Consider the following 17053-nt stretch of genomic DNA (forward strand, 5'->3'; position numbering starts at 1 on the left):
GGGGCGTCTGCGTTGTGGGGCTCAGATGCTGCCGAGATAGCTTTCGATCTGCTCCTGGCTGAGCAGTTCGCGCAGCTGGGCCTGCGAGGCGCGCCGCATCGGCTTCTCGTCGACCGGTGACAGCGGTGCCTGGCGCAGGGCGTCATACGGCAGCACGGCCAGGTCGAACGTCAGTTCCTCCGCACTGAACACCCAGACCGGCACGTCCAGGCTGCGCTCGCGGTCCAGGCGCAGCCGGCGCACGCGCGACTCGGCCGGAATGCCCTGTTCGTCCAGGAAGCGATGCACGGCTTCGGGGTCGTCGCTGTGCAGATGGACCTGCACGGGGCTGTTGGCATCGGCGGTGCCGTCCAGCACCGGGCCGACCAGGCGCGGGGCGAAGGCATGCAGGAATTCCAGTGCGCGCAGCGCAGCTTCGCGACGGCGCTGCAGCTCGTTGCCGTGCTGGGGGCCAGCGAACAGGCGCTGGTACTCGCGCAGCGCATCCTCGATCTCGACATTGCGGGGCAACGAGGCATCGTCATGGATGCCGAGCCGGCTGGCCGCCTTCAGTTTGGCCTGGTGGAAGTCGCGGATGCCGCCTTCGGCCATCAGGCGGGCGGCTTCGTGGGCGAGGCGGTGACGACGCTCACGGGTCTGGGTGGTGGCATGCTGGCGGGCGCGATGCATGCGGGAACTCCTGTTGCGACCTGGCTACAGACTAGCGCAACGGTGTGACATCTGCGTGGGGAATGGAACAGGGATACGGGGCCGGCCCACGCTCGGCTGGCCGGGCCGTCGAGCCGGGCATGCGCCGGCTCGACGGTGACGCCCGCGGCGCGCGTCAGAAGATATCGAACGCAGCCGCGTCGGCTTGCGGGGTATTGAGGTTGAGGTCGTAGTCCGTCAGGCGATCCATGTCCTCCACCTTGACCCATTCGGTCGCGCCGTTGAGCGTGGTCTGCACCATGCCGCTGGGCGGGTCGTTCTGCGCGATCGGCGTGTCCTTCAGCGCGGTGCGCATGTACTCGATCCAGATCGGCAGCGCGGCCTTGCCGCCGTATTCGCGGTAACCCAGCGAACGGAAGTCATCGCGGCCCACCCACACGGTGGTCACGTACGGGCCGCCGAAGCCGGAGAACCAGGCATCGCGGTGGTCGTTGGTGGAGCCGGTCTTGCCGCCCACGTCCTCGCGGCCGAGCACCTTGGCCTGGGTACCGGTACCGCGCTGGACCACATCGCGCATCATCGACACCAGCTGGTAGGCGGTGCGTGCATCGATCGCGCGCGGCGCGGTGCGCGCATCCGGGTTGACCGGTGCGGCAGCGGTTTCGGTGGTGGCCTGCGCCTTGGCGGCGGCCGGGTCCGGCGTGGGGGCCGGGGCACCGAAGTTGAAGCCGTCCACGACCTGACTGACCGGCTGGTCGCTGCTGCCGGTACAGTCGCGGCAGGCCAGTGCCGGGTTCTCCTTGAACACCAGGTTGCCGTCGCGGTCGTTCACCTGGTCGATCAGCCAGGTGTCCACGCGCGAGCCGCCGTTGGCGAACACGGCATAGCCACGGGCCACCGACAGCGGGGTCAGCGAGGCGGTGCCGAGCGACATCGACAGGTTCGGCGGCAGCTCCGATTCGGCGAAGCCGAACTCGCTGATGTACTTGCGGGCGTAGTCCACGCCCATGCCGTCGAGCAGGCGCACCGAGACCAGGTTGCGCGACTGCACCAGGGCTTCGCGCAGGCGCATCGGGCCGCGGAAGCCACCGCCATCGTTCTGCGGTGCCCAGGTCTTGCCGCGGCGGTCGCGGAACACGACCGGGGCATCAAGCACGATCGAAGCCGGGTTGTAACCCTTGTCGAACGCTGCGGCATAGACGAACGGCTTGAAGCTCGAACCGGGCTGGCGACGGGCCTGGGTGGCGCGGTTGAACTTGTTGCCGGAGAAGCTGAAACCGCCGACCAGCGCCTTCAGCGCACCGCTGTGGGCATCCAGCGAGACCAGCGCGGACTGGCCGCGCGGGATCTGGTCCAGCAGCCATTCGCCCTCCTTGTCGCCGGCGCGCACACGCACGATGTCGCCGCGCTGCACCAGCTTGCCGGGGGTCTTGTTGGTCCACCGGGCGGCACCGGCCGGCAGCACGATCTCGCTGCGGTTGGCCAGCACCACCGTGGCGCTGCCATCGGCACCGGCGCTGGCAACGATCGCCGGCAGCAGGCCTGCCTGCGCCGGGATGCCGCGCAGATGTTCGGCCAGGGCTGCGGCATCGTCGCCGGCCCCCAGCTGCACCTGCTTCTCCACGCCGTGCCAGCCGTGGCGGTGGTCATACAGCAGCAGGCCGTCACGCACCGACAGGTTGGCCGCGGTCTGCAGGGTCGAATCGATGGTGGTGGTGACGTGGTAACCCTTGTTGACCACATCGCCGCCGAAGCGCGCGATCATCTCCTGGCGCACCAGTTCGGCCACGTAGGGCGCCTCGACCTGCACCGGCGGCTCATGCGCGGTGGCATGCATCGGCACGGCCTTGGCCGCATCGGCCTCGGCCTGGCTGACGAACTTCAGATCGGCCATGCGCTGCAGCACATAGTTGTCGCGGCGCTGGCGGGCGCGTTCCGGGTTGGAGATCGGGTTGCCGGAGGAGGGGAACTTCGGGATGCCGGCCAGCGAGGCCATCTCATCCAGGTCCAGCTCGGCCAGCTTCTTGCCGTAGTAGAACTCCGCTGCCGCGGCCACACCGTAGGCACGGTTGCCGAAGAAGCTCTTGTTCAGGTACAGCTCGAAGATCTCGTCCTTGCTCAGCTCGGACTCGATCTTGCGGGCCAGCAGGATCTCGGCCAGCTTGCGGGTGTAGCTGTACTCGGAACTGAGGAAGAACTGGCGGGCCACCTGCTGGGTGATGGTGGACCCGCCGGGCACGCGCTTGTCGTTGGTGGTGGCCAGCAGCCACACCGCGCGGGCGATGCCCTTGTAGTCCACGCCGCCATGTTCATAGAAGCGGGCGTCCTCGGTGGCCAGGAAAGCCTGCTTGAGCTTCTCCGGCACCTCCTTCATGGTGACCGGGGTGCGCCGGGTCTCGCCGAACACCGCCATCAGCTTGCCGTCGGCGGCATAGACGTACATCGGCTCCTGCATCTCCACGTCGCGCAGGGTCTGCACGTCGGGGAGCTTGGAGGACACAGCGTAGTAGAGACCGCCCACAGCGGCCGCACCGATCAGCGCCAGGACCAGGACAATCAGGAAGATCCAGCGCAGCCAGCGGCGGAGTCGAGTCATCGGGTTCAGATTCCGATTGCGAATTTCGTGGTCGCAGAGTATAGATTACGCAAGGTGGCGGCTGGGGTCGGCACCGGGGAGCGCAAGGGGAAACGCCAGGGGCTGCATCGTGAACCTGTGAGGGAATTCACAGCAGGGCGGTTGCCATTTGCTAAGAATACGTTATTAATGCGCGGTCGCAGTTCTTGCGTCCAAGTGCCCGTCGGCAGGGGAGAAACCGTGGGGCTCATCCCAAAAAGTCAGTCGCCGCTTATTGGCGTCGACATCAGTTCGACTGCGGTAAAGCTGTTGCAGCTTTCCCGCAGTGGCAATCGTTTCCGTGTGGAACATTACGCCGTGGAACCACTGCCGCCGAATGCGGTCGTGGAGAAGAACATCGTCGAGGTGGAGGCCGTGGGTGAGGCCATCCGCCGGGCGTTGAACCGTTCCGGCAGCAAGGCGAAGCAGGCCGCCGCCGCCGTGGCCGGCTCGGCCGTGATCACCAAGGTGATCCCGATGCCGGCCGAGCTCGACGAGAACGACATGGAAGCGCAGATCGAGCTGGAAGCGGTCAACTACATTCCCTATCCGATCGAGGAAGTGAACCTGGACTTCGAGGTGATCGGGGTGATCCCGAACAACCCGGAGATGGTCCAGGTGCTGCTGGCCGCGTCGCGGTCCGAGAATGTGGAACTGCGCCAGTCGGCGCTGGAACTCGGCGGCCTCCAGGCCAAGGTGATGGACGTGGAGGCCTTCGCGGTCGAGAACGCCTTCGCCCTGGTTGCCAGTGAGCTGCCGGTGTCCACCGACGGCGTGGTCGCGCTGGTCGACATCGGCGCCACGATGACCACCCTGAACGTCCTGCGCGGCGGGCGCAGCCTGTACAGCCGCGAACAGGTGTTCGGCGGCAAGCAGCTGACCGACGAGATCATGCGCCGCTACGGCCTGAGCTACGAGGAAGCCGGCCTGGCCAAGCGCCAGGGCGGGCTGCCGGAAAGCTACGAGATGGAAGTGCTGGAGCCGTTCAAGGAAGCCACGGTCCAGCAGATCAGCCGCCTGTTGCAGTTCTTCTACGCCGGCAGCGAATTCAATCGTGTCGATCATATCGTGCTGGCCGGAGGCTGCGCGGTTCTTGGGGGCCTGCCGGAAATGGTCGAGGAGCAGCTGGGTGTGCCGACCGTGGTCGCCAATCCGCTGGCGCAGATGACGCTGGGACCGAAGGTGAACGCGCATGCGCTGGCCCAGGATGCTCCCGCGCTGATGATCGCGACCGGTCTGGCGCTGAGGAGCTTCGACTGATGGCACGCATCAACCTGTTGCCCTGGCGCGCCGAACGGCGCAAGCAACGCCAGCGCGAGTTCTACGCAATGCTGGGCATGGCCGCCGTGGGTGGCCTGCTGCTGTCGCTGATGATCTGGTTCTACTACGACCGCCAGGTCAGCGGCCAGATGGACCGCAATGCCTACCTGCAGGCCGAGATCGACAAGGTCAAGGAGCAGAACAAGGAGATCGACCGCCTCGACGCGCAGAAGGAGCGGCTGCTGGCGCGCAAGAAGGTGATCGAGGAACTGCAGGCCAAGCGCTCGCAGATGGTCCACCTGTTCGACGCGCTGGTGCGCACCATTCCCGATGGCGTCGTGCTGACCGCCCTGAAGCAGGAAGGGGACACCCTTACCCTGGAAGGCCGTACCCAGTCCAACGCCCGCGTTTCGGCGTACATGCGCAACCTGGAGACGTCCGGCTGGATGGCCAGCCCGGAGCTGTCGATCATCGAGGCGCGTGAGCCGGACAAGGACAAGGACGGTCGCCCGGGCCCGGTATCGGACATCAAGGCGCTGCCGTATGTGTTCGTGGTCAAGGTGAAGCTGCCGGCGCAGAGCGAGGAGGCCACCGCGCCGCCGGGCCTGAATGCCGATGGCACCGTGGCACCGGCCGCAGCCGCCGAACCGGTCGCACCGCTGTCGGCCGCGCCCGAAGCCGCCGCGCCCGCCGCACCGGCCACCGCACCCGCCACCACGCCGCCCCCGGCAACGGCCCCGCCGGCCGCTGCGCCGGCCAAGCCGGAGGGCAGCCGCCTGGCACAGCCGCCGCAGGCCTTCCACGCCCCGTTGCAGGGGGATCGCGCATGAGCCAGAAGATCGATCTCAAGAACCTGGATTTCAACGACATCGGCAACTGGCCGCAGAAGGCCAAGATCGTCTTCTGCGCGCTGCTGGCGCTGGTCATCATGTTCGTGGCGTGGATGCTGCTGATCAGTGGCAAGCGCGAGGAACTGGAGGGCCTGGAGCGGCAGGAGACCGAGCTGCGCACCGAGTTCACCAAGCAGCAGGAACGTGCGGTGAACCTGGCGCCGCTGAAGCAGCAGCTGGCACAGATGGAGCAGGTGCTGCAGCAGATGCTGCGGCAGCTGCCGAGCAAGACCGAAATGCCGGACCTGATCATCGACATCTCGCAGACCGCGTTGTCCAGCGGCCTGTCCAACGAGCTGTTCGAACCCGAGTCCGAGCAGATCAAGGAGTTCTACGCCGAGAAGCCGATCAAGCTGCGGATGGTGGGCAGCTACCACCAGTTCGGTGCGTTCGTCAGCGGCGTGGCTTCGTTGCCGCGGGTGGTCATCCTGACCATGCACGACATCAACCTCAAGCCCAAGGACAAGACCAGCGGCAACGTCCGCGCAGGTGCGCTGGAGCTGTCCGGCACGGTCAAGACCTACCGGTATCTGGACGAAGCCGAAGTGCAGGCGCAGCAGAGTGCTGACGCCGGCAAGGAGGGCGGGAAGTGATGCGCGCACAGATCGTACGCGGGTCGATGGTGCTGGCGGTCCTGCTGCTGGCCGGCTGTGGCCGCGGCGTGACCAGCACGCCGGGCGATGCGCCGAACCTGGAGAAGTGGGTGGAGGGCGAGCGTGCGCGACCGGCGCAGCCGCTGGAGCCGCTGCCGGTGATGCAGCAGTTCGAGACCTTCGAATACTCCGCGCAGGGCATGCGCGATCCGTTCACCGATGCCTGGACCAATCCGCAGCAGGGGAACGGCGGATTGCGACCGGACCCGAACCGGCGCAAGGAGCCCCTGGAGGGCTTCCCGCTGGACGCACTGGACATGGTCGGCACCATCGGCACCGGCGGCAGCACCGTCGCGCTGGTGATGGGGCCGGACAAGGTCACCTACCGGGTCCGCCCGGGCGGCTACCTGGGGCAGAGCGACGGGCGGGTCACCGCGGTCTTCGAGGACCGCGTTGAACTGATCGAACTGGTGCCGGATGGCGCGGGTGGTTGGCTGGAACGGCCAGCGACGCTCGCGCTGGAAGATCAATGATCGTTTACTGGGGATAGCACGATGACCTTTCACCAAGCCAAGGGGCTGCGTCCCATCCGGCGCTCTACCTTGAACCGTGTCAGCGCGCTGGGAGTCGCGCTGATGCTGGCCTGCGCTCCGGCGCTGGCCGCCGCACCGGCGGAGAAACCGGCCAGCACCGCGGTGGCCCCTTCGGCCCCGGCGACAACTGGCCTGTCGGTGTCCAAGATCGATTTCAAGCGCGGCGATGACGGCGTCGGCCGCCTGATCCTGCAGTTCGACGGCCAGGGCGCGATTCCCGACCTGCGCACGCAGGGCAGCAACGTCGTGGTCGACGTGGGCAACGCGCGCCTGCCGGCCAACCTGCAGAAGCCGATGAACGTGGTCGACTTTGCCACGCCCGTGCAGCGCATCGATGCCAAGCCATCGGGCGCCGGGACCCAGCTGGTGCTGAGCACGGCGGGTACGGTGGAGTCGCTGGCCTACCAGAGCGGCAACGAATACGTGGTCGAGATCAGTCCGCGACAGGCGCCCGCCGCCGTCGGTGCGGTCAACGCCGGTACGGTCACCCAGGCGGCGAAGGCCGTCGGCCAGCGTGGCTACTCGGGCAAGCCGGTCACCTTCAACTTCCAGGACGTGCCGGTGCGCACGGTGCTGCAGTTGATCGCCGAAGAATCCAACCTCAATGTCGTGGCGTCCGATTCGGTACAGGGCAACGTGACCCTGCGCCTGGTCAACGTTCCGTGGGACCAGGCGCTGGACATCGTGCTGCGCGCGAAGGGCCTGGACAAGCGTCGCGATGGCAGCGTGATCTGGGTCGCGCCGCAGGCCGAGCTGGCCAAGTTCGAGCAGGAGAAGGAAGACGCCCGCATCGCCATCGAGAACCGCGAAGACCTGGTGACCGATTACGTGCAGATCAACTACCACAGCGCCACGCAGATCTTCAAAGCGCTGACCGAGGCCAAGGGCATCGGCGGCGGTGGCGGTGGTGGAAGTGGCGGTTCCTCGTCGCAGGAGGAAAGCGGGTTCCTGTCCACGCGCGGCCGCATCGTTGCCGACGAGCGCACCAACACGCTGATGATCAGCGACATCCCCAAGAAGATCGCACGCATGCGCGAACTGATCGGGGTGATCGATCGTCCAGTGGACCAGGTGCTGATCGAAAGCCGCATCGTGATCGCCACCGACACCTTCGCCCGCGAACTGGGTGCGAAGTTCGGCATCAGCGGCAGCCGCGACAATGTCTACTTCAGCGGCAGCCTCGACGCCAACGCCAAGACCCGCAAATCGCAGGTCGATACCGCGCTGGAAAATGCCAAGGCCGTGCGTGAGTGGCAGGCCGGTGGCAGTGTCGGTCCGGCACCGGTGCCGACCGGCTCGACCATCGAGCGTGGCCTGAACTGGAACCTGCCGGTGGCCCTGGCCAACAACCCGGGTTCGCTGGCGCTGTCGATCCTCAACGCGGGCTACCTGCTGGATGTCGAGTTGTCGGCCATGCAGGAGGAATCGCGTGGCGAAGTGATCTCCAATCCGCGCGTGGTCACCACCAACCAGCGCGAGGCGATGATCAAGCAGGGCAAGGAGATCGGTTACGTCACCATCAGCGGTACCGGTGCCGCCGGGGGCGCGGGTTCGACGCCGAACGTGCAGTTCAAGGAAGTCGTGCTGGAGCTGCGGGTGACCCCGACGATCACCAATGACAACCGCGTGTTCCTGAACATGCAGGTCAAGAAGGATGAAGTCGATCGCCTGATCGAACTGCAGGGCTACGGTACGGTGCCGTCGATCAACCGCCGCGAAGTCAATACCGCGGTGCTGGTCGAGGACGGCCAGACCGTAGTGATCGGCGGTGTGTACGAGTTCACCGATCGCAACAGCATCAGCAAGGTGCCGTTCCTGGGCGATGTGCCGTTCCTGGGCAATCTGTTCAAGAAGCGCGGTCGCAACAAGGACAAGGCCGAGCTGCTGGTGTTCGTGACGCCGAAGGTGCTGCGCGTAGCCAAGCAGAACTGAGCCACCGCCTGCAGCAGGTGCGAAACGGGGCCGCCATGTGCGGCCCCGTCTGCGTTGCGGCCATGCATCCACGCAGGGCGTGGACGCTGTTCAGCGTCTCTTGATGCCATCGCCGGGGCACCCTGCGATGATGTCGGGAACCCGTGCCGTCCTGTGCCGGTCAAAGGCCCTCATGAACCTGCCCCCGCCGATGCCCGAATCTGCAATGCCGGCTGCCACGCCGGCCACGTCCCGCCTGCACGCGGCGTTCAACACGTTGCGCGAAGCGCTGTCGGCCGAGATCGTCGGCCAGGCCGCCCTGGTCGAGCGCCTGCTGATCGCGCTGCTGGCCGATGGCCATCTGCTCGTGGAGGGCGCGCCCGGGTTGGCCAAGACCACCGCCATCCGCGCCCTGGCAGCGCGCCTGGAGGCCGATTTCGCGCGCGTGCAGTTCACCCCGGACCTGTTGCCTGCCGATCTGACCGGTACCGAGATCTGGCGCCCGCAGGAAGGCCGTTTCGAATTCGTGCCGGGCCCGATCTTCCATCCGATCCTGCTGGCCGATGAAATCAATCGTGCACCGGCCAAGGTGCAGTCGGCGCTGCTGGAAGCGATGGGCGAGCGCCAGGTCACCGTGGGTCGCCACACCTATGCGTTGCCCTCGTTGTTCCTGGTGATGGCCACGCAGAACCCGATCGAGCAGGAGGGCACGTTCCCGTTGCCCGAAGCGCAGCTGGACCGCTTCCTGATGCATGTGCGCATCGGTTATCCGGACCAGACGGCCGAGGCGGAAATCCTGCGGCTGGCGCGCGAACGTGCGCGCGGCGCGCTGGGTGAAGCCCCGGCGGCCCCGGAGAAAATGCCGATGCAGGATGTCTTCCAGGCGCGTCGCCAGGTACTGGACCTGCACATGGCACCGGCCCTGGAACGCTACCTGGTGGAGCTGGTGCTGGCCTCCCGCGATCCGGCCCGCTACGACCCCGCGCTGGGCCGTCGCATCGCGTGGGGCGCCAGCCCGCGCGGTTCGATCGCGCTGGAGCGTTGCGCGCGTGCGCGCGCATGGTTGGCCGGCCGTGACTTCGTCACCCCTGATGACGTGCGTGCGGTGGCTGCGGACGTGCTGCGCCACCGCGTGCTGCCGAGCTACGAGGCGACCGCCGAAGGCTGGGATGGCGAACGGCTGGTGCAGGAACTGCTGGCCCGGGTGCCGGCACCCTGAGCCTGCGCATGACCGATACATCCCAGGAGCATGGAGTGTCCGCCAGCGAAGGCGATGGACTGCGCCCGCAGCTGGCCGAGCTGGTGGCGCTGCGCCGTCTGGCCCAGCGTCCGCCGCCGCCCCGTCGCGGCCGCGCCGGCAATGCGGGGCAGGCACCGTCGCCGCTGCGCGGGCGCGGCATGGAGTACGCGGAATCGCGCGAGTACGTCGCCGGTGACGATGCCCGTCATATCGACTGGCGCGTGACCGCGCGCACCGGTCGTGCCCATACCAAGCTGTTCCAGGCCGAACGCGAACGGGTCAGTCTGATCGTGGCCGATACCTCACCCGCGCTGTACTTCGGCACCCGCGTGCGTTTCAAGTCGGTGCAGGCTGCGCGTGCCGGTGCAGTCGCCGCCTGGTCGGCGCAGCGCCGCGGCGACCGCATCGGTGCGCTGCGCGGCAGTGACCGCGAAGCGCCGGTAGCGCCAGCCGGCGGACCACGTGGCGTGCTGCGCGTGCTCGACGCGCTGACGCGCTGGTATGCGCAACCTCCGGCCGATGATCTGGGTCTGGAGCGCGCGCTGGACCACGCGGCGCGCGTTCTGCGTCCGGGTGCACGGCTGCTGGTGCTGGCCGACCCGCAGCAGGCCATCCGCATTGCGCCGGCGCGATGGGGAGCGCTGGCCCAGCATCACGACCTCAGCCTGGTGCTGCTGGTCGATCCGCTGGAGCTGCAGCCACCGTCGGCGCCCCTGCAGTTCCTTGCCGCCCAGCAGCGCATCGTACTGGACCTGCGCCGCGGCGACGTGCAGGCGCAGTGGCATGCGCATTTCGTTGAACCGCTGCAGGAACTGCAGCGCCAGCTGGGGGCACGCCGCATCGATGTGCAGGTACTGAGCAGTGATGCGGCCAGCGATGCCTGGCTGGCGCCGGCGCCTACCGAGGTACCCGCATGAGCGCAGCGCTGCCCCTGCGCGATGTGCAGCTGCCACCGGCACCGTCGTGGTGGCCACCGGCCCCCGGCTATCTGATGATCGGGGCGGTTCTGCTGCTGGCGCTGCTGATCCTCGCCCTGCTGTGGTGGCGTCGCCGTCGGCGTCAGCAGCGCTGGTTGCAGGCGTTTGATCGCGAGCTGGCGGGCGCGACCGATGCCGCCGCTGAGGTGGCGGCCATTGCGGGCCTGCTGCGCCGTGCCGCGCGTCAGGCACGGCCGGGCAGCGAAGCGTTGCATGACCACGCCTGGTGGCAGCGGGTGGATCCGCAGGCGACGTTGCCGGCGGCGCAGCGCGATCTGCTTGCCGAGGGCGCGTACCGGCCGCAGGTGGATGCGGCCGATGTCGCAGTGCTGCGCCGCTGGGCACGCGGACGTTACCTGGCGATGCTGCAGGAGCGGCGCCGATGAGTGCGCTGGCGAGTTACTGGCCCTGGCCGGACCTGCAGCTGGCCTGGCCATTGGCGCTGTTGGCGGTGCCGTTGCCGTTGCTGATGCTGGCCTGGAAGCGCCGTGCCGCCCCCGGCGCTGCGCTGCGCGTGCCCTATGCCGCGACCGAACTGGAGGCCCTGGCCGGAGCAGGCCGTATCGATGCGCACAGGTGGCGTGCGCTGCTGCTGTGGCTGGGCTGGATCGCGCTGTGCGTGGCGCTGGCGCGGCCGCAGCAGTTGGGCGAGGCGATCACACCGCCGCTGCAGGGGCGCCAGATGATGCTGGCGATGGACGTGTCCGGCAGCATGGGCGAGGCCGACATGGTGCTCGGCGGTCAGGCCGTCGATCGGCTGACCGCCGCCAAGGCCGTGCTGGCCGACTTTCTTGACCGTCGTGCAGGCGATCGCATCGGCCTGCTGATCTTTGGTGATCGGGCCTATACGCTGACCCCGCTCACTGCCGACCTGGCCAGCGTCCGCGACCAGCTGCGCGACAGCGTGGTCGGCCTGGCCGGGCGCGAGACCGCCATCGGCGATGCCATCGGCCTTGCAGTCAAGCGCCTGCGCGGCCAGCCCGAGGGCCAGCGTGTGCTGATCCTGCTCACCGATGGCGTCAGCAATGCAGGCGTGCTGGAACCGCTGCGTGCGGCGGAGGTAGCGCGTGCCGAGGGTGTGCGCATCCACACCGTCGCCTTTGGCGGCGATGGCAGCATGCGCTTTCTCGGCATTCCGATTTCCGCCGACCAGGACCCGGTGGACGAGGCGACGCTCAGGCAGATCGCCCGGATGACCGGCGGCCAGTTCTTCCGCGCCCGCGACACGGCCGAGCTTGCAGGCATCTATGCCGAGCTGGACCGGCTGGAGCCCATCGCGGAGAAGGGGCCGGTCCTGCGCCCGCGCGATGAGCGTTATCCCTGGCCGCTGGGCGTGGCGCTGCTGCTCGGTGCGCTTGCGTGGGCATGGCCGGAGCGTCGTCGATGATCGCCCTGGCATCCCATCTGCCGGACTGGAACGCGCTGCATTTCCTGCGGCCTGACTGGCTGTGGGCGTTGGCCGCGCTGCCGTTGATCGTGGCCGTAGCGGTGTATCGACAGCGCCGCAGCGATGCATGGCGGCAGGCGGTCGATGCCCATCTGCTGCCCCATCTGCTGGCGTCGGGGCCGCGCCGTCGCATGCGCCTGCCGTGGGCGCAGCTGCTGGGCTGGACGCTGGCGTGCCTGGCCCTGGCCGGGCCCAGCTGGCGACAGCAGGCGCAGCCGATGTTCCAGGCCAGCGCACCGTTGCTGGTGGTGCTGGACCTGTCCAGCCGGATCACCGCCACCGACCTGCCGCCGTCGCGCCTGCTGCAGGCGCGGGCCAAGATCGGCACGTTGCTGCGCGCCCGCGAGGGTGGCCAGGTTGGGCTGATCGTCTATGCGGACGATGCCTATACCGTCGCTCCGTTGACCGAGGATGCCAGCAATGTCGCGCTCTATCTGGACGCGCTGTCGCCGGATGTCATGCCGCGCGATGGCCAGCGTGCCGATCGTGGCATCGATTGGGCGACACGGCTGATGCGGCAGACCGGCACGCCCCAGGGGCAGATCCTGGTGGTCACCGACCAGGCTGACGATGAGGCCGAACTCGCTGCTTCGCAGGCCCGCAGCCTGGGGCTGCAGGTGTCGGTGCTGGGTCTGGGAACTCCGGGCGGTGCCGCGTACCGCGACAGCAGCGGCCAGATCCGCCAGGCCGCGCTGGACGAAGGCCGCCTGCGCGCCGTGGCGACGGCCGGCGGCGGCCGCTATGTGCGGATCGCCGCCGATGACCGCGACCTGCGCGCGCTGGGTGTGCTCGATGCCCGTGAGGGCACAGCGCTGCAGCGGCCGGGTACCGGTCACCAATGGCGCGACGAAGGCTTCTGGTTGCTGCCGCCGTTGATGCTGCTTGCGCTGCTGGCGTTCCGACGGCGTGCGCTGCTGGCTGCCGTGCTGGCGGTCGGCCTGTTGCCGTGGACGGACGGCGCGCAGGCGCAGGCGCAGGCACAGACGCGGCCGGTGCAGGGCACGCTGTGGAAGCGGGCGGACCAGGTGCAGCATCAGCGTCTGGCCGAAGGCGTACAGGCCTACCGCCAGGGTGACTTCGCACGTGCCCGGCAGCAGTTCGAAGGGCTCGACACCGCGGCCGGCTGGTACAACCTCGGCAATGTGCTGGCCCGCCAGGGCCAGTACGACGATGCCATAGCCGCCTACGATCGCGCACTGGCCCTGCAGCCGGGGATGGCCGACGCGGTGGCCAACCGTGCGGTTGTCGATGCTGCACGCAAGCGCAAGCCGCCGGGTGGCCAGCGGCAGAACCCGGGACAGCAGAATCCGCCCCGGAAGCCGTCCTCGACGCCGCAGGATCAGCAGGGCCAGCCACAGCAGGGCCAGCCGTCGGGGCAGGGACAGCCGCAGGCGCCCTCGCAGCGCCCCCCGCCCTCAGACGCCGGCGCCCAGCCGCAACCGCGGCCCGGTGAGCGTGGTGATCAGGGACCGCCGTCACCGCCCCAGGCCGGGGACGCCCATGCGCAGGCCGAGGCCGACGCGCAGCAGCGACAGCGCATGCAGCAGGCCATCGAACAGGGGCGCGAGGGCCGGGAAAAGAATGATCCGACCGTGGCGGGCGATGACAGCCGCACGCCGCGCCAGCGTGAGGAACAACAGGCGGTGGACGCCTGGATGCGGCGCGTACCGGATGATCCGGGCGCGTTGCTGCGTGCCAAGTTCCAGCTGGAAAACGAACGCAGGAAGAGGGAAGGGCGATGAACATGCACGGCCTACGCCGGTGTGCGGCAATGCTGCTGCTGTGGCTGCCATTGATGGCCTGGGCAGAGCCGCGGGCATGGCTGGACCGCGATCGCATCGCGATGGGGGATACGGTCACCCTCAACGTGCAGAGTGATGCCGGTGCGCCGGACTTCACGCCGCTGCGCGGTGACTTCGATCTCAGTGGGCAGACCAGCAGCCGCCAGGTGGAGTGGAGCAACGGCAGCATGCAGCAACGCAGTCTGTATGGCGTGGCGCTGACACCGCGACGCAGTGGCGCGCTGACGATCCCGGCCCTGCAGGTGGGTGCTGCGCAGACCGCACCGCTGACGTTGCAGGTGGACGCCGCCGCCCCGGTCACCGCTGCCAACGGTGCGGCCATGGCGTTCATTCAGACCGATGTCGACGATGACACGCCCTACGTGCAGCAGAGCGTTGGCGTGGTCGTGCGCCTGTTCTTCGCCTCGCAGCTGGCCTCCGGCGAGCTCATCGTGGATACGCCCGCCGGTGCCTCGCTGCAGCGGGTGGGCGACGACCGCACCGACGTGAGGCAGGTCAACGGACGCCGCTACAACGTGGTCGAGCGCCGCTTCCTGCTGATTCCCGAGCGCAGCGGGACACTGCGCCTGGCCGGCGCGCGCTTCAACGGCCGCAGCGCAGGCGGCTTCTTCGATGACTTTTTCGGAGGGGGCGATGGCCGCATGAACGCCACCGGCGCCGACCGCACGCTGCAGGTGCAGGCACAGCCGGTGCAGGCGCCGCAGCCGTGGCTGCCGTTGCAGGGCCTGCAGTTGCGCTATACCAGCGCGCCGAGTACTGCACGTACCGGCGAGGCGGCCACCATCGTGGTCGAAGCGATCGCCGAAGGTGCCACCCGTGCCCAGTTCACCGACCTTCCGGTTCCGGACCTCGGCACGGCGGCGCAGGTGTTCGCCGAACCGGCGCAGTACGAAGAGACCTTCACTGGCAGCACCCCGCGGTTGAAGATCACCCGTCGTTACTCCGTCGTGCCCCGCCAGCCGGGTCCGCTGCAGGTGCCGGGGCCGAGGGTGTCATGGTGGAACGTGCGCGACGGCAGCGCGCAGCAGGCACGACTGCCGGACCTGGCGCTGACAGTCAGCGCCGGTACGGGCACTGCCGCGCCCGCCGCGCCGCCGCCGATCGACACCGATGCAGCGCTGCCCGACGACGACACGCGCATCGCGGCCACCGATCCGATCACCTCGGGGACACCGAGCCAGCCCTGGCCCTGGATTGCCGCGGTGATCGGCCTGGCGCTGCTGTGGCTGCTGACCCTGCTGTGGGGCTGGCAGCGCGGACGCGGTGGGCCGTCCATGCGCGGTGCCACTCGCCCGCCGGGGCCGCCGTCCGGGCCGGAAGCCAGCGAAGGACGCGGCAGCGTCGCCGAACTGCGCCGGGTGCTGGACGGCGAGGGCTTCGACCAGGTCGAAGCGCAGCTGTGCGCGATGGCAGCTGTACCGCGGTTGGAGCAGGTCATCGCCAGGCTGGGTGATCCGAACCAGCGCCAGGTGCTGCAGGAGCTCCAGCAGGTGCGATGGGGCGGGCAGGGAGAGCCGGCACCACTGCGTGTGCGGTTGCGCGAGGCCTTCCGTGACGGACCACACTGGTCGGGGACCGCCCGCGGCACCGACACTGGGCTGGCGCCGCTGTATCCGCAGCGCCGAACCTGAACCGGCGCCGCTTGCGCGCTTTGTTAGAGTGCATTCATTTTTCGAGGAAACCTGCGTATGACAGCAGCTGCCGCCGGCAAGAAGACGTTGCCCCTGCACTGGAAGATGGGCATCGGCTTCGCGATCGGCCTGATCCTGGGACTGACCGTGCACGCCCTGGGTGGCAGCGTCGATGGTCTGCAGACCGGTGCCAAGTGGGTCATGGACTACATCACCACGCCTGCATCGGGGCTGTTCCTCAATCTGATCTTCATGCTGATCGTGCCGTTGATCTTCTCGGCGCTGATCATGGGCGTGTCGGAGATGGGTGACATCCGCGCCCTCGGCCGCATCGGCTGGAAGACGCTGGCCTATACCGTGCTGCTGTCCGGCATCGCCGTGGCCATCGGCCTGGTGCTGGTCAACCTGCTCAAGCCCGGCGTCGGCGTCGATCCGCAGACCGCCGCGCTGATGCTCTCGGAGAACGCCGAGCGCAGCAAGGAGATCGTCGCCGGCATCCACGGCACGCCGAAGGGCATGGACATGCTGCTGTCGATCGTGCCGAGCAACGTGCTGCAGGCGGCCTCCGACAACGGCGCGATCCTCTCGCTGATGTTCTTCGCGCTGATGTTCGGCATCGGCATGGTGCTGACCGATGACGAGAAGGTCGCCCCGCTGCGCCGCGCCATCGAAGGCGTGTTCGAAATCTCGATGACCCTGATCAACCTGGTCATCCGCCTGGCACCGTATGCGGTGGCCTGCTTCATGTTCAACCTGGCCGCGCTGTTCGGTTTCGAGCTGATCATCCGCCTGGGCGCCTACGTGGGCGTGGTGGTGCTGGCACTGGGCCTGCACATGGTGGTGACCTACGGCGCCGCCGTGTGGCTGTCGGGCCGTTCGCCGCTGTCGTTCTTCCGCGATACCCAGGAAGCGACGGTGATGGCCTTCTCCACCGCCTCCAGCAACGCCACCCTGCCGACCGCGCTGCGCGTGGCCGACCAGATGGGCCTGCCGCAGCGCGTGTCCCGCTTCGTGCTGACCGTGGGCGCCACCGCCAACCAGAACGGCACGGCGCTGTTCGAGGGCGTGACGGTGATCTTCCTGGCCCAGTTCTTCGGCGTGGACCTGAGCATCGGCCAGCAGATCATGGTGATGGCGGTGTGCATCCTGGGGGGCATCGGTACCGCGGGCGTGCCGTCGGGTTCGCTGCCGGTGGTGGCGATGATCTGCGCCATGGTGGGGGTCAACCCGCTGGGGATCGGCCTGATCCTGGGCGTGAACCATTTCCTGGACATGTGCCGCACGGCGCTGAACGTGACCGGCGATCTGGCGCTGACCACCCTGGTGGCCAAGGGCGAGGGCCACGACGGCCCGGCGCTGGTTCCCGACCGCGACTGAGTCCTGGCGACCTGATCGGGGTCGGATTCCTTTCCGCACGGAAAGGGCTCCGACCCCTTTTCACATGCGG

14 protein-coding genes are annotated in these 17053 nt (G+C 68.4%); 12 read left to right on the plus strand and 2 right to left on the minus strand.

Features of this window, described 5'->3' with window-relative positions; genetic code table 11:
* Window positions 1-21: 21 nt before the first annotated feature.
* Both ABE543_RS06085 and ABE543_RS06090 read right to left on the minus strand, forming a co-directional pair.
* Entirely contained in the window at window positions 22-669 is a 648-nt protein-coding gene (locus ABE543_RS06085; protein WP_065175739.1) for a hypothetical protein, read from the minus strand.
* Between the two features lie 154 nt (window positions 670-823).
* Complete coding sequence (locus ABE543_RS06090) at window positions 824-3244, minus strand: penicillin-binding protein 1A (RefSeq protein ID WP_346475434.1); 2421 nt, start codon at window positions 3242-3244, stop codon at window positions 824-826.
* A gap of 219 nt (window positions 3245-3463) precedes the next feature.
* On the opposite strand from ABE543_RS06090, the gene ABE543_RS06095 reads away from it, so the two are divergent.
* The 12 genes from ABE543_RS06095 to ABE543_RS06150 all read left to right on the plus strand — a co-directional run bounded on the left by ABE543_RS06095 (window position 3464) and on the right by ABE543_RS06150 (window position 16983).
* Complete coding sequence (locus tag ABE543_RS06095; protein WP_053518451.1) at window positions 3464-4522, plus strand: pilus assembly protein PilM; 1059 nt, start codon at window positions 3464-3466, stop codon at window positions 4520-4522.
* Window positions 4522-5352 carry a PilN domain-containing protein gene (locus ABE543_RS06100; protein ID WP_253118325.1) on the plus strand — a complete coding sequence of 277 codons (831 nt, stop codon included), beginning with the start codon at window positions 4522-4524 and terminating at the stop codon, window positions 5350-5352. The genes ABE543_RS06095 and ABE543_RS06100 overlap by 1 nt, the downstream gene beginning before the upstream one ends.
* Window positions 5349-6005 carry a type 4a pilus biogenesis protein PilO gene (gene pilO / locus ABE543_RS06105; protein WP_053518455.1) on the plus strand — a complete coding sequence of 219 codons (657 nt, stop codon included), beginning with the start codon at window positions 5349-5351 and terminating at the stop codon, window positions 6003-6005. The genes ABE543_RS06100 and pilO overlap by 4 nt, the downstream gene beginning before the upstream one ends.
* Complete coding sequence (locus ABE543_RS06110; RefSeq protein ID WP_053518457.1) at window positions 6005-6538, plus strand: pilus assembly protein PilP; 534 nt, start codon at window positions 6005-6007, stop codon at window positions 6536-6538. Before pilO ends, ABE543_RS06110 begins: the two co-directional genes overlap by 1 nt.
* 21 nt (window positions 6539-6559) lie before the next feature.
* Entirely contained in the window at window positions 6560-8530 is a 1971-nt protein-coding gene (locus ABE543_RS06115) for a type IV pilus secretin PilQ family protein (protein WP_053518459.1), read from the plus strand.
* 172 nt (window positions 8531-8702) lie between these two features.
* The gene (locus ABE543_RS06120; protein WP_180875905.1) at window positions 8703-9728 is read left to right on the plus strand and encodes a MoxR family ATPase; all 1026 of its coding nucleotides are present in this window, start codon (window positions 8703-8705) and stop codon (window positions 9726-9728) included.
* An 8-nt stretch (window positions 9729-9736) separates the two neighbouring features.
* Window positions 9737-10666, plus strand: a complete 930-nt coding sequence (locus ABE543_RS06125) for a DUF58 domain-containing protein (protein WP_346475435.1) — start codon at window positions 9737-9739, stop codon at window positions 10664-10666.
* On the plus strand, window positions 10663-11112 hold the full coding sequence (locus ABE543_RS06130; protein WP_053518464.1) for a DUF4381 family protein: 450 nt from the start codon (window positions 10663-10665) through the stop codon (window positions 11110-11112). The genes ABE543_RS06125 and ABE543_RS06130 overlap by 4 nt, the downstream gene beginning before the upstream one ends.
* Window positions 11109-12113, plus strand: coding sequence for a VWA domain-containing protein (locus ABE543_RS06135; RefSeq protein ID WP_346475436.1), 1005 nt, complete (start codon window positions 11109-11111; stop codon window positions 12111-12113). Before ABE543_RS06130 ends, ABE543_RS06135 begins: the two co-directional genes overlap by 4 nt.
* On the plus strand, window positions 12110-13915 hold the full coding sequence (locus tag ABE543_RS06140) for a VWA domain-containing protein (RefSeq protein ID WP_346475437.1): 1806 nt from the start codon (window positions 12110-12112) through the stop codon (window positions 13913-13915). The genes ABE543_RS06135 and ABE543_RS06140 overlap by 4 nt, the downstream gene beginning before the upstream one ends.
* Window positions 13912-15606: a BatD family protein gene (locus ABE543_RS06145; protein WP_346475438.1), complete on the plus strand. Its 1695-nt coding sequence runs from the start codon at window positions 13912-13914 to the stop codon at window positions 15604-15606. The genes ABE543_RS06140 and ABE543_RS06145 overlap by 4 nt, the downstream gene beginning before the upstream one ends.
* A gap of 57 nt (window positions 15607-15663) precedes the next feature.
* Window positions 15664-16983, plus strand: a complete 1320-nt coding sequence (locus tag ABE543_RS06150) for a dicarboxylate/amino acid:cation symporter (RefSeq protein ID WP_053518469.1) — start codon at window positions 15664-15666, stop codon at window positions 16981-16983.
* Window positions 16984-17053 lie beyond the last annotated feature (70 nt).

It is taken from the genome of Stenotrophomonas sp. TWI169, assembly GCF_039674705.1.
In the GTDB taxonomy this organism is placed as follows: domain Bacteria; phylum Pseudomonadota; class Gammaproteobacteria; order Xanthomonadales; family Xanthomonadaceae; genus Stenotrophomonas; species Stenotrophomonas maltophilia_P.

What these genes read in the sequence shown, in the direction of transcription:
- ABE543_RS06085 (WP_065175739.1), bottom strand. Translation starts at nt 669, where the DNA reads ATGCATCGCGCCCGCCAGCATGCCACCACCCAGACCCGTGAGCGTCGT.
- ABE543_RS06090 (WP_346475434.1), bottom strand. Translation starts at nt 3,244, where the DNA reads ATGACTCGACTCCGCCGCTGGCTGCGCTGGATCTTCCTGATTGTCCTG.
- ABE543_RS06100 (WP_253118325.1), top strand. Translation starts at nt 4,522, where the DNA reads ATGGCACGCATCAACCTGTTGCCCTGGCGCGCCGAACGGCGCAAGCAA.
- pilO (WP_053518455.1), top strand. Translation starts at nt 5,349, where the DNA reads ATGAGCCAGAAGATCGATCTCAAGAACCTGGATTTCAACGACATCGGC.
- ABE543_RS06110 (WP_053518457.1), top strand. Translation starts at nt 6,005, where the DNA reads ATGCGCGCACAGATCGTACGCGGGTCGATGGTGCTGGCGGTCCTGCTG.
- ABE543_RS06115 (WP_053518459.1), top strand. Translation starts at nt 6,560, where the DNA reads ATGACCTTTCACCAAGCCAAGGGGCTGCGTCCCATCCGGCGCTCTACC.
- ABE543_RS06120 (WP_180875905.1), top strand. Translation starts at nt 8,703, where the DNA reads ATGAACCTGCCCCCGCCGATGCCCGAATCTGCAATGCCGGCTGCCACG.
- ABE543_RS06125 (WP_346475435.1), top strand. Translation starts at nt 9,737, where the DNA reads ATGACCGATACATCCCAGGAGCATGGAGTGTCCGCCAGCGAAGGCGAT.
- ABE543_RS06130 (WP_053518464.1), top strand. Translation starts at nt 10,663, where the DNA reads ATGAGCGCAGCGCTGCCCCTGCGCGATGTGCAGCTGCCACCGGCACCG.
- ABE543_RS06135 (WP_346475436.1), top strand. Translation starts at nt 11,109, where the DNA reads ATGAGTGCGCTGGCGAGTTACTGGCCCTGGCCGGACCTGCAGCTGGCC.
- ABE543_RS06140 (WP_346475437.1), top strand. Translation starts at nt 12,110, where the DNA reads ATGATCGCCCTGGCATCCCATCTGCCGGACTGGAACGCGCTGCATTTC.
- ABE543_RS06145 (WP_346475438.1), top strand. Translation starts at nt 13,912, where the DNA reads ATGAACATGCACGGCCTACGCCGGTGTGCGGCAATGCTGCTGCTGTGG.
- ABE543_RS06150 (WP_053518469.1), top strand. Translation starts at nt 15,664, where the DNA reads ATGACAGCAGCTGCCGCCGGCAAGAAGACGTTGCCCCTGCACTGGAAG.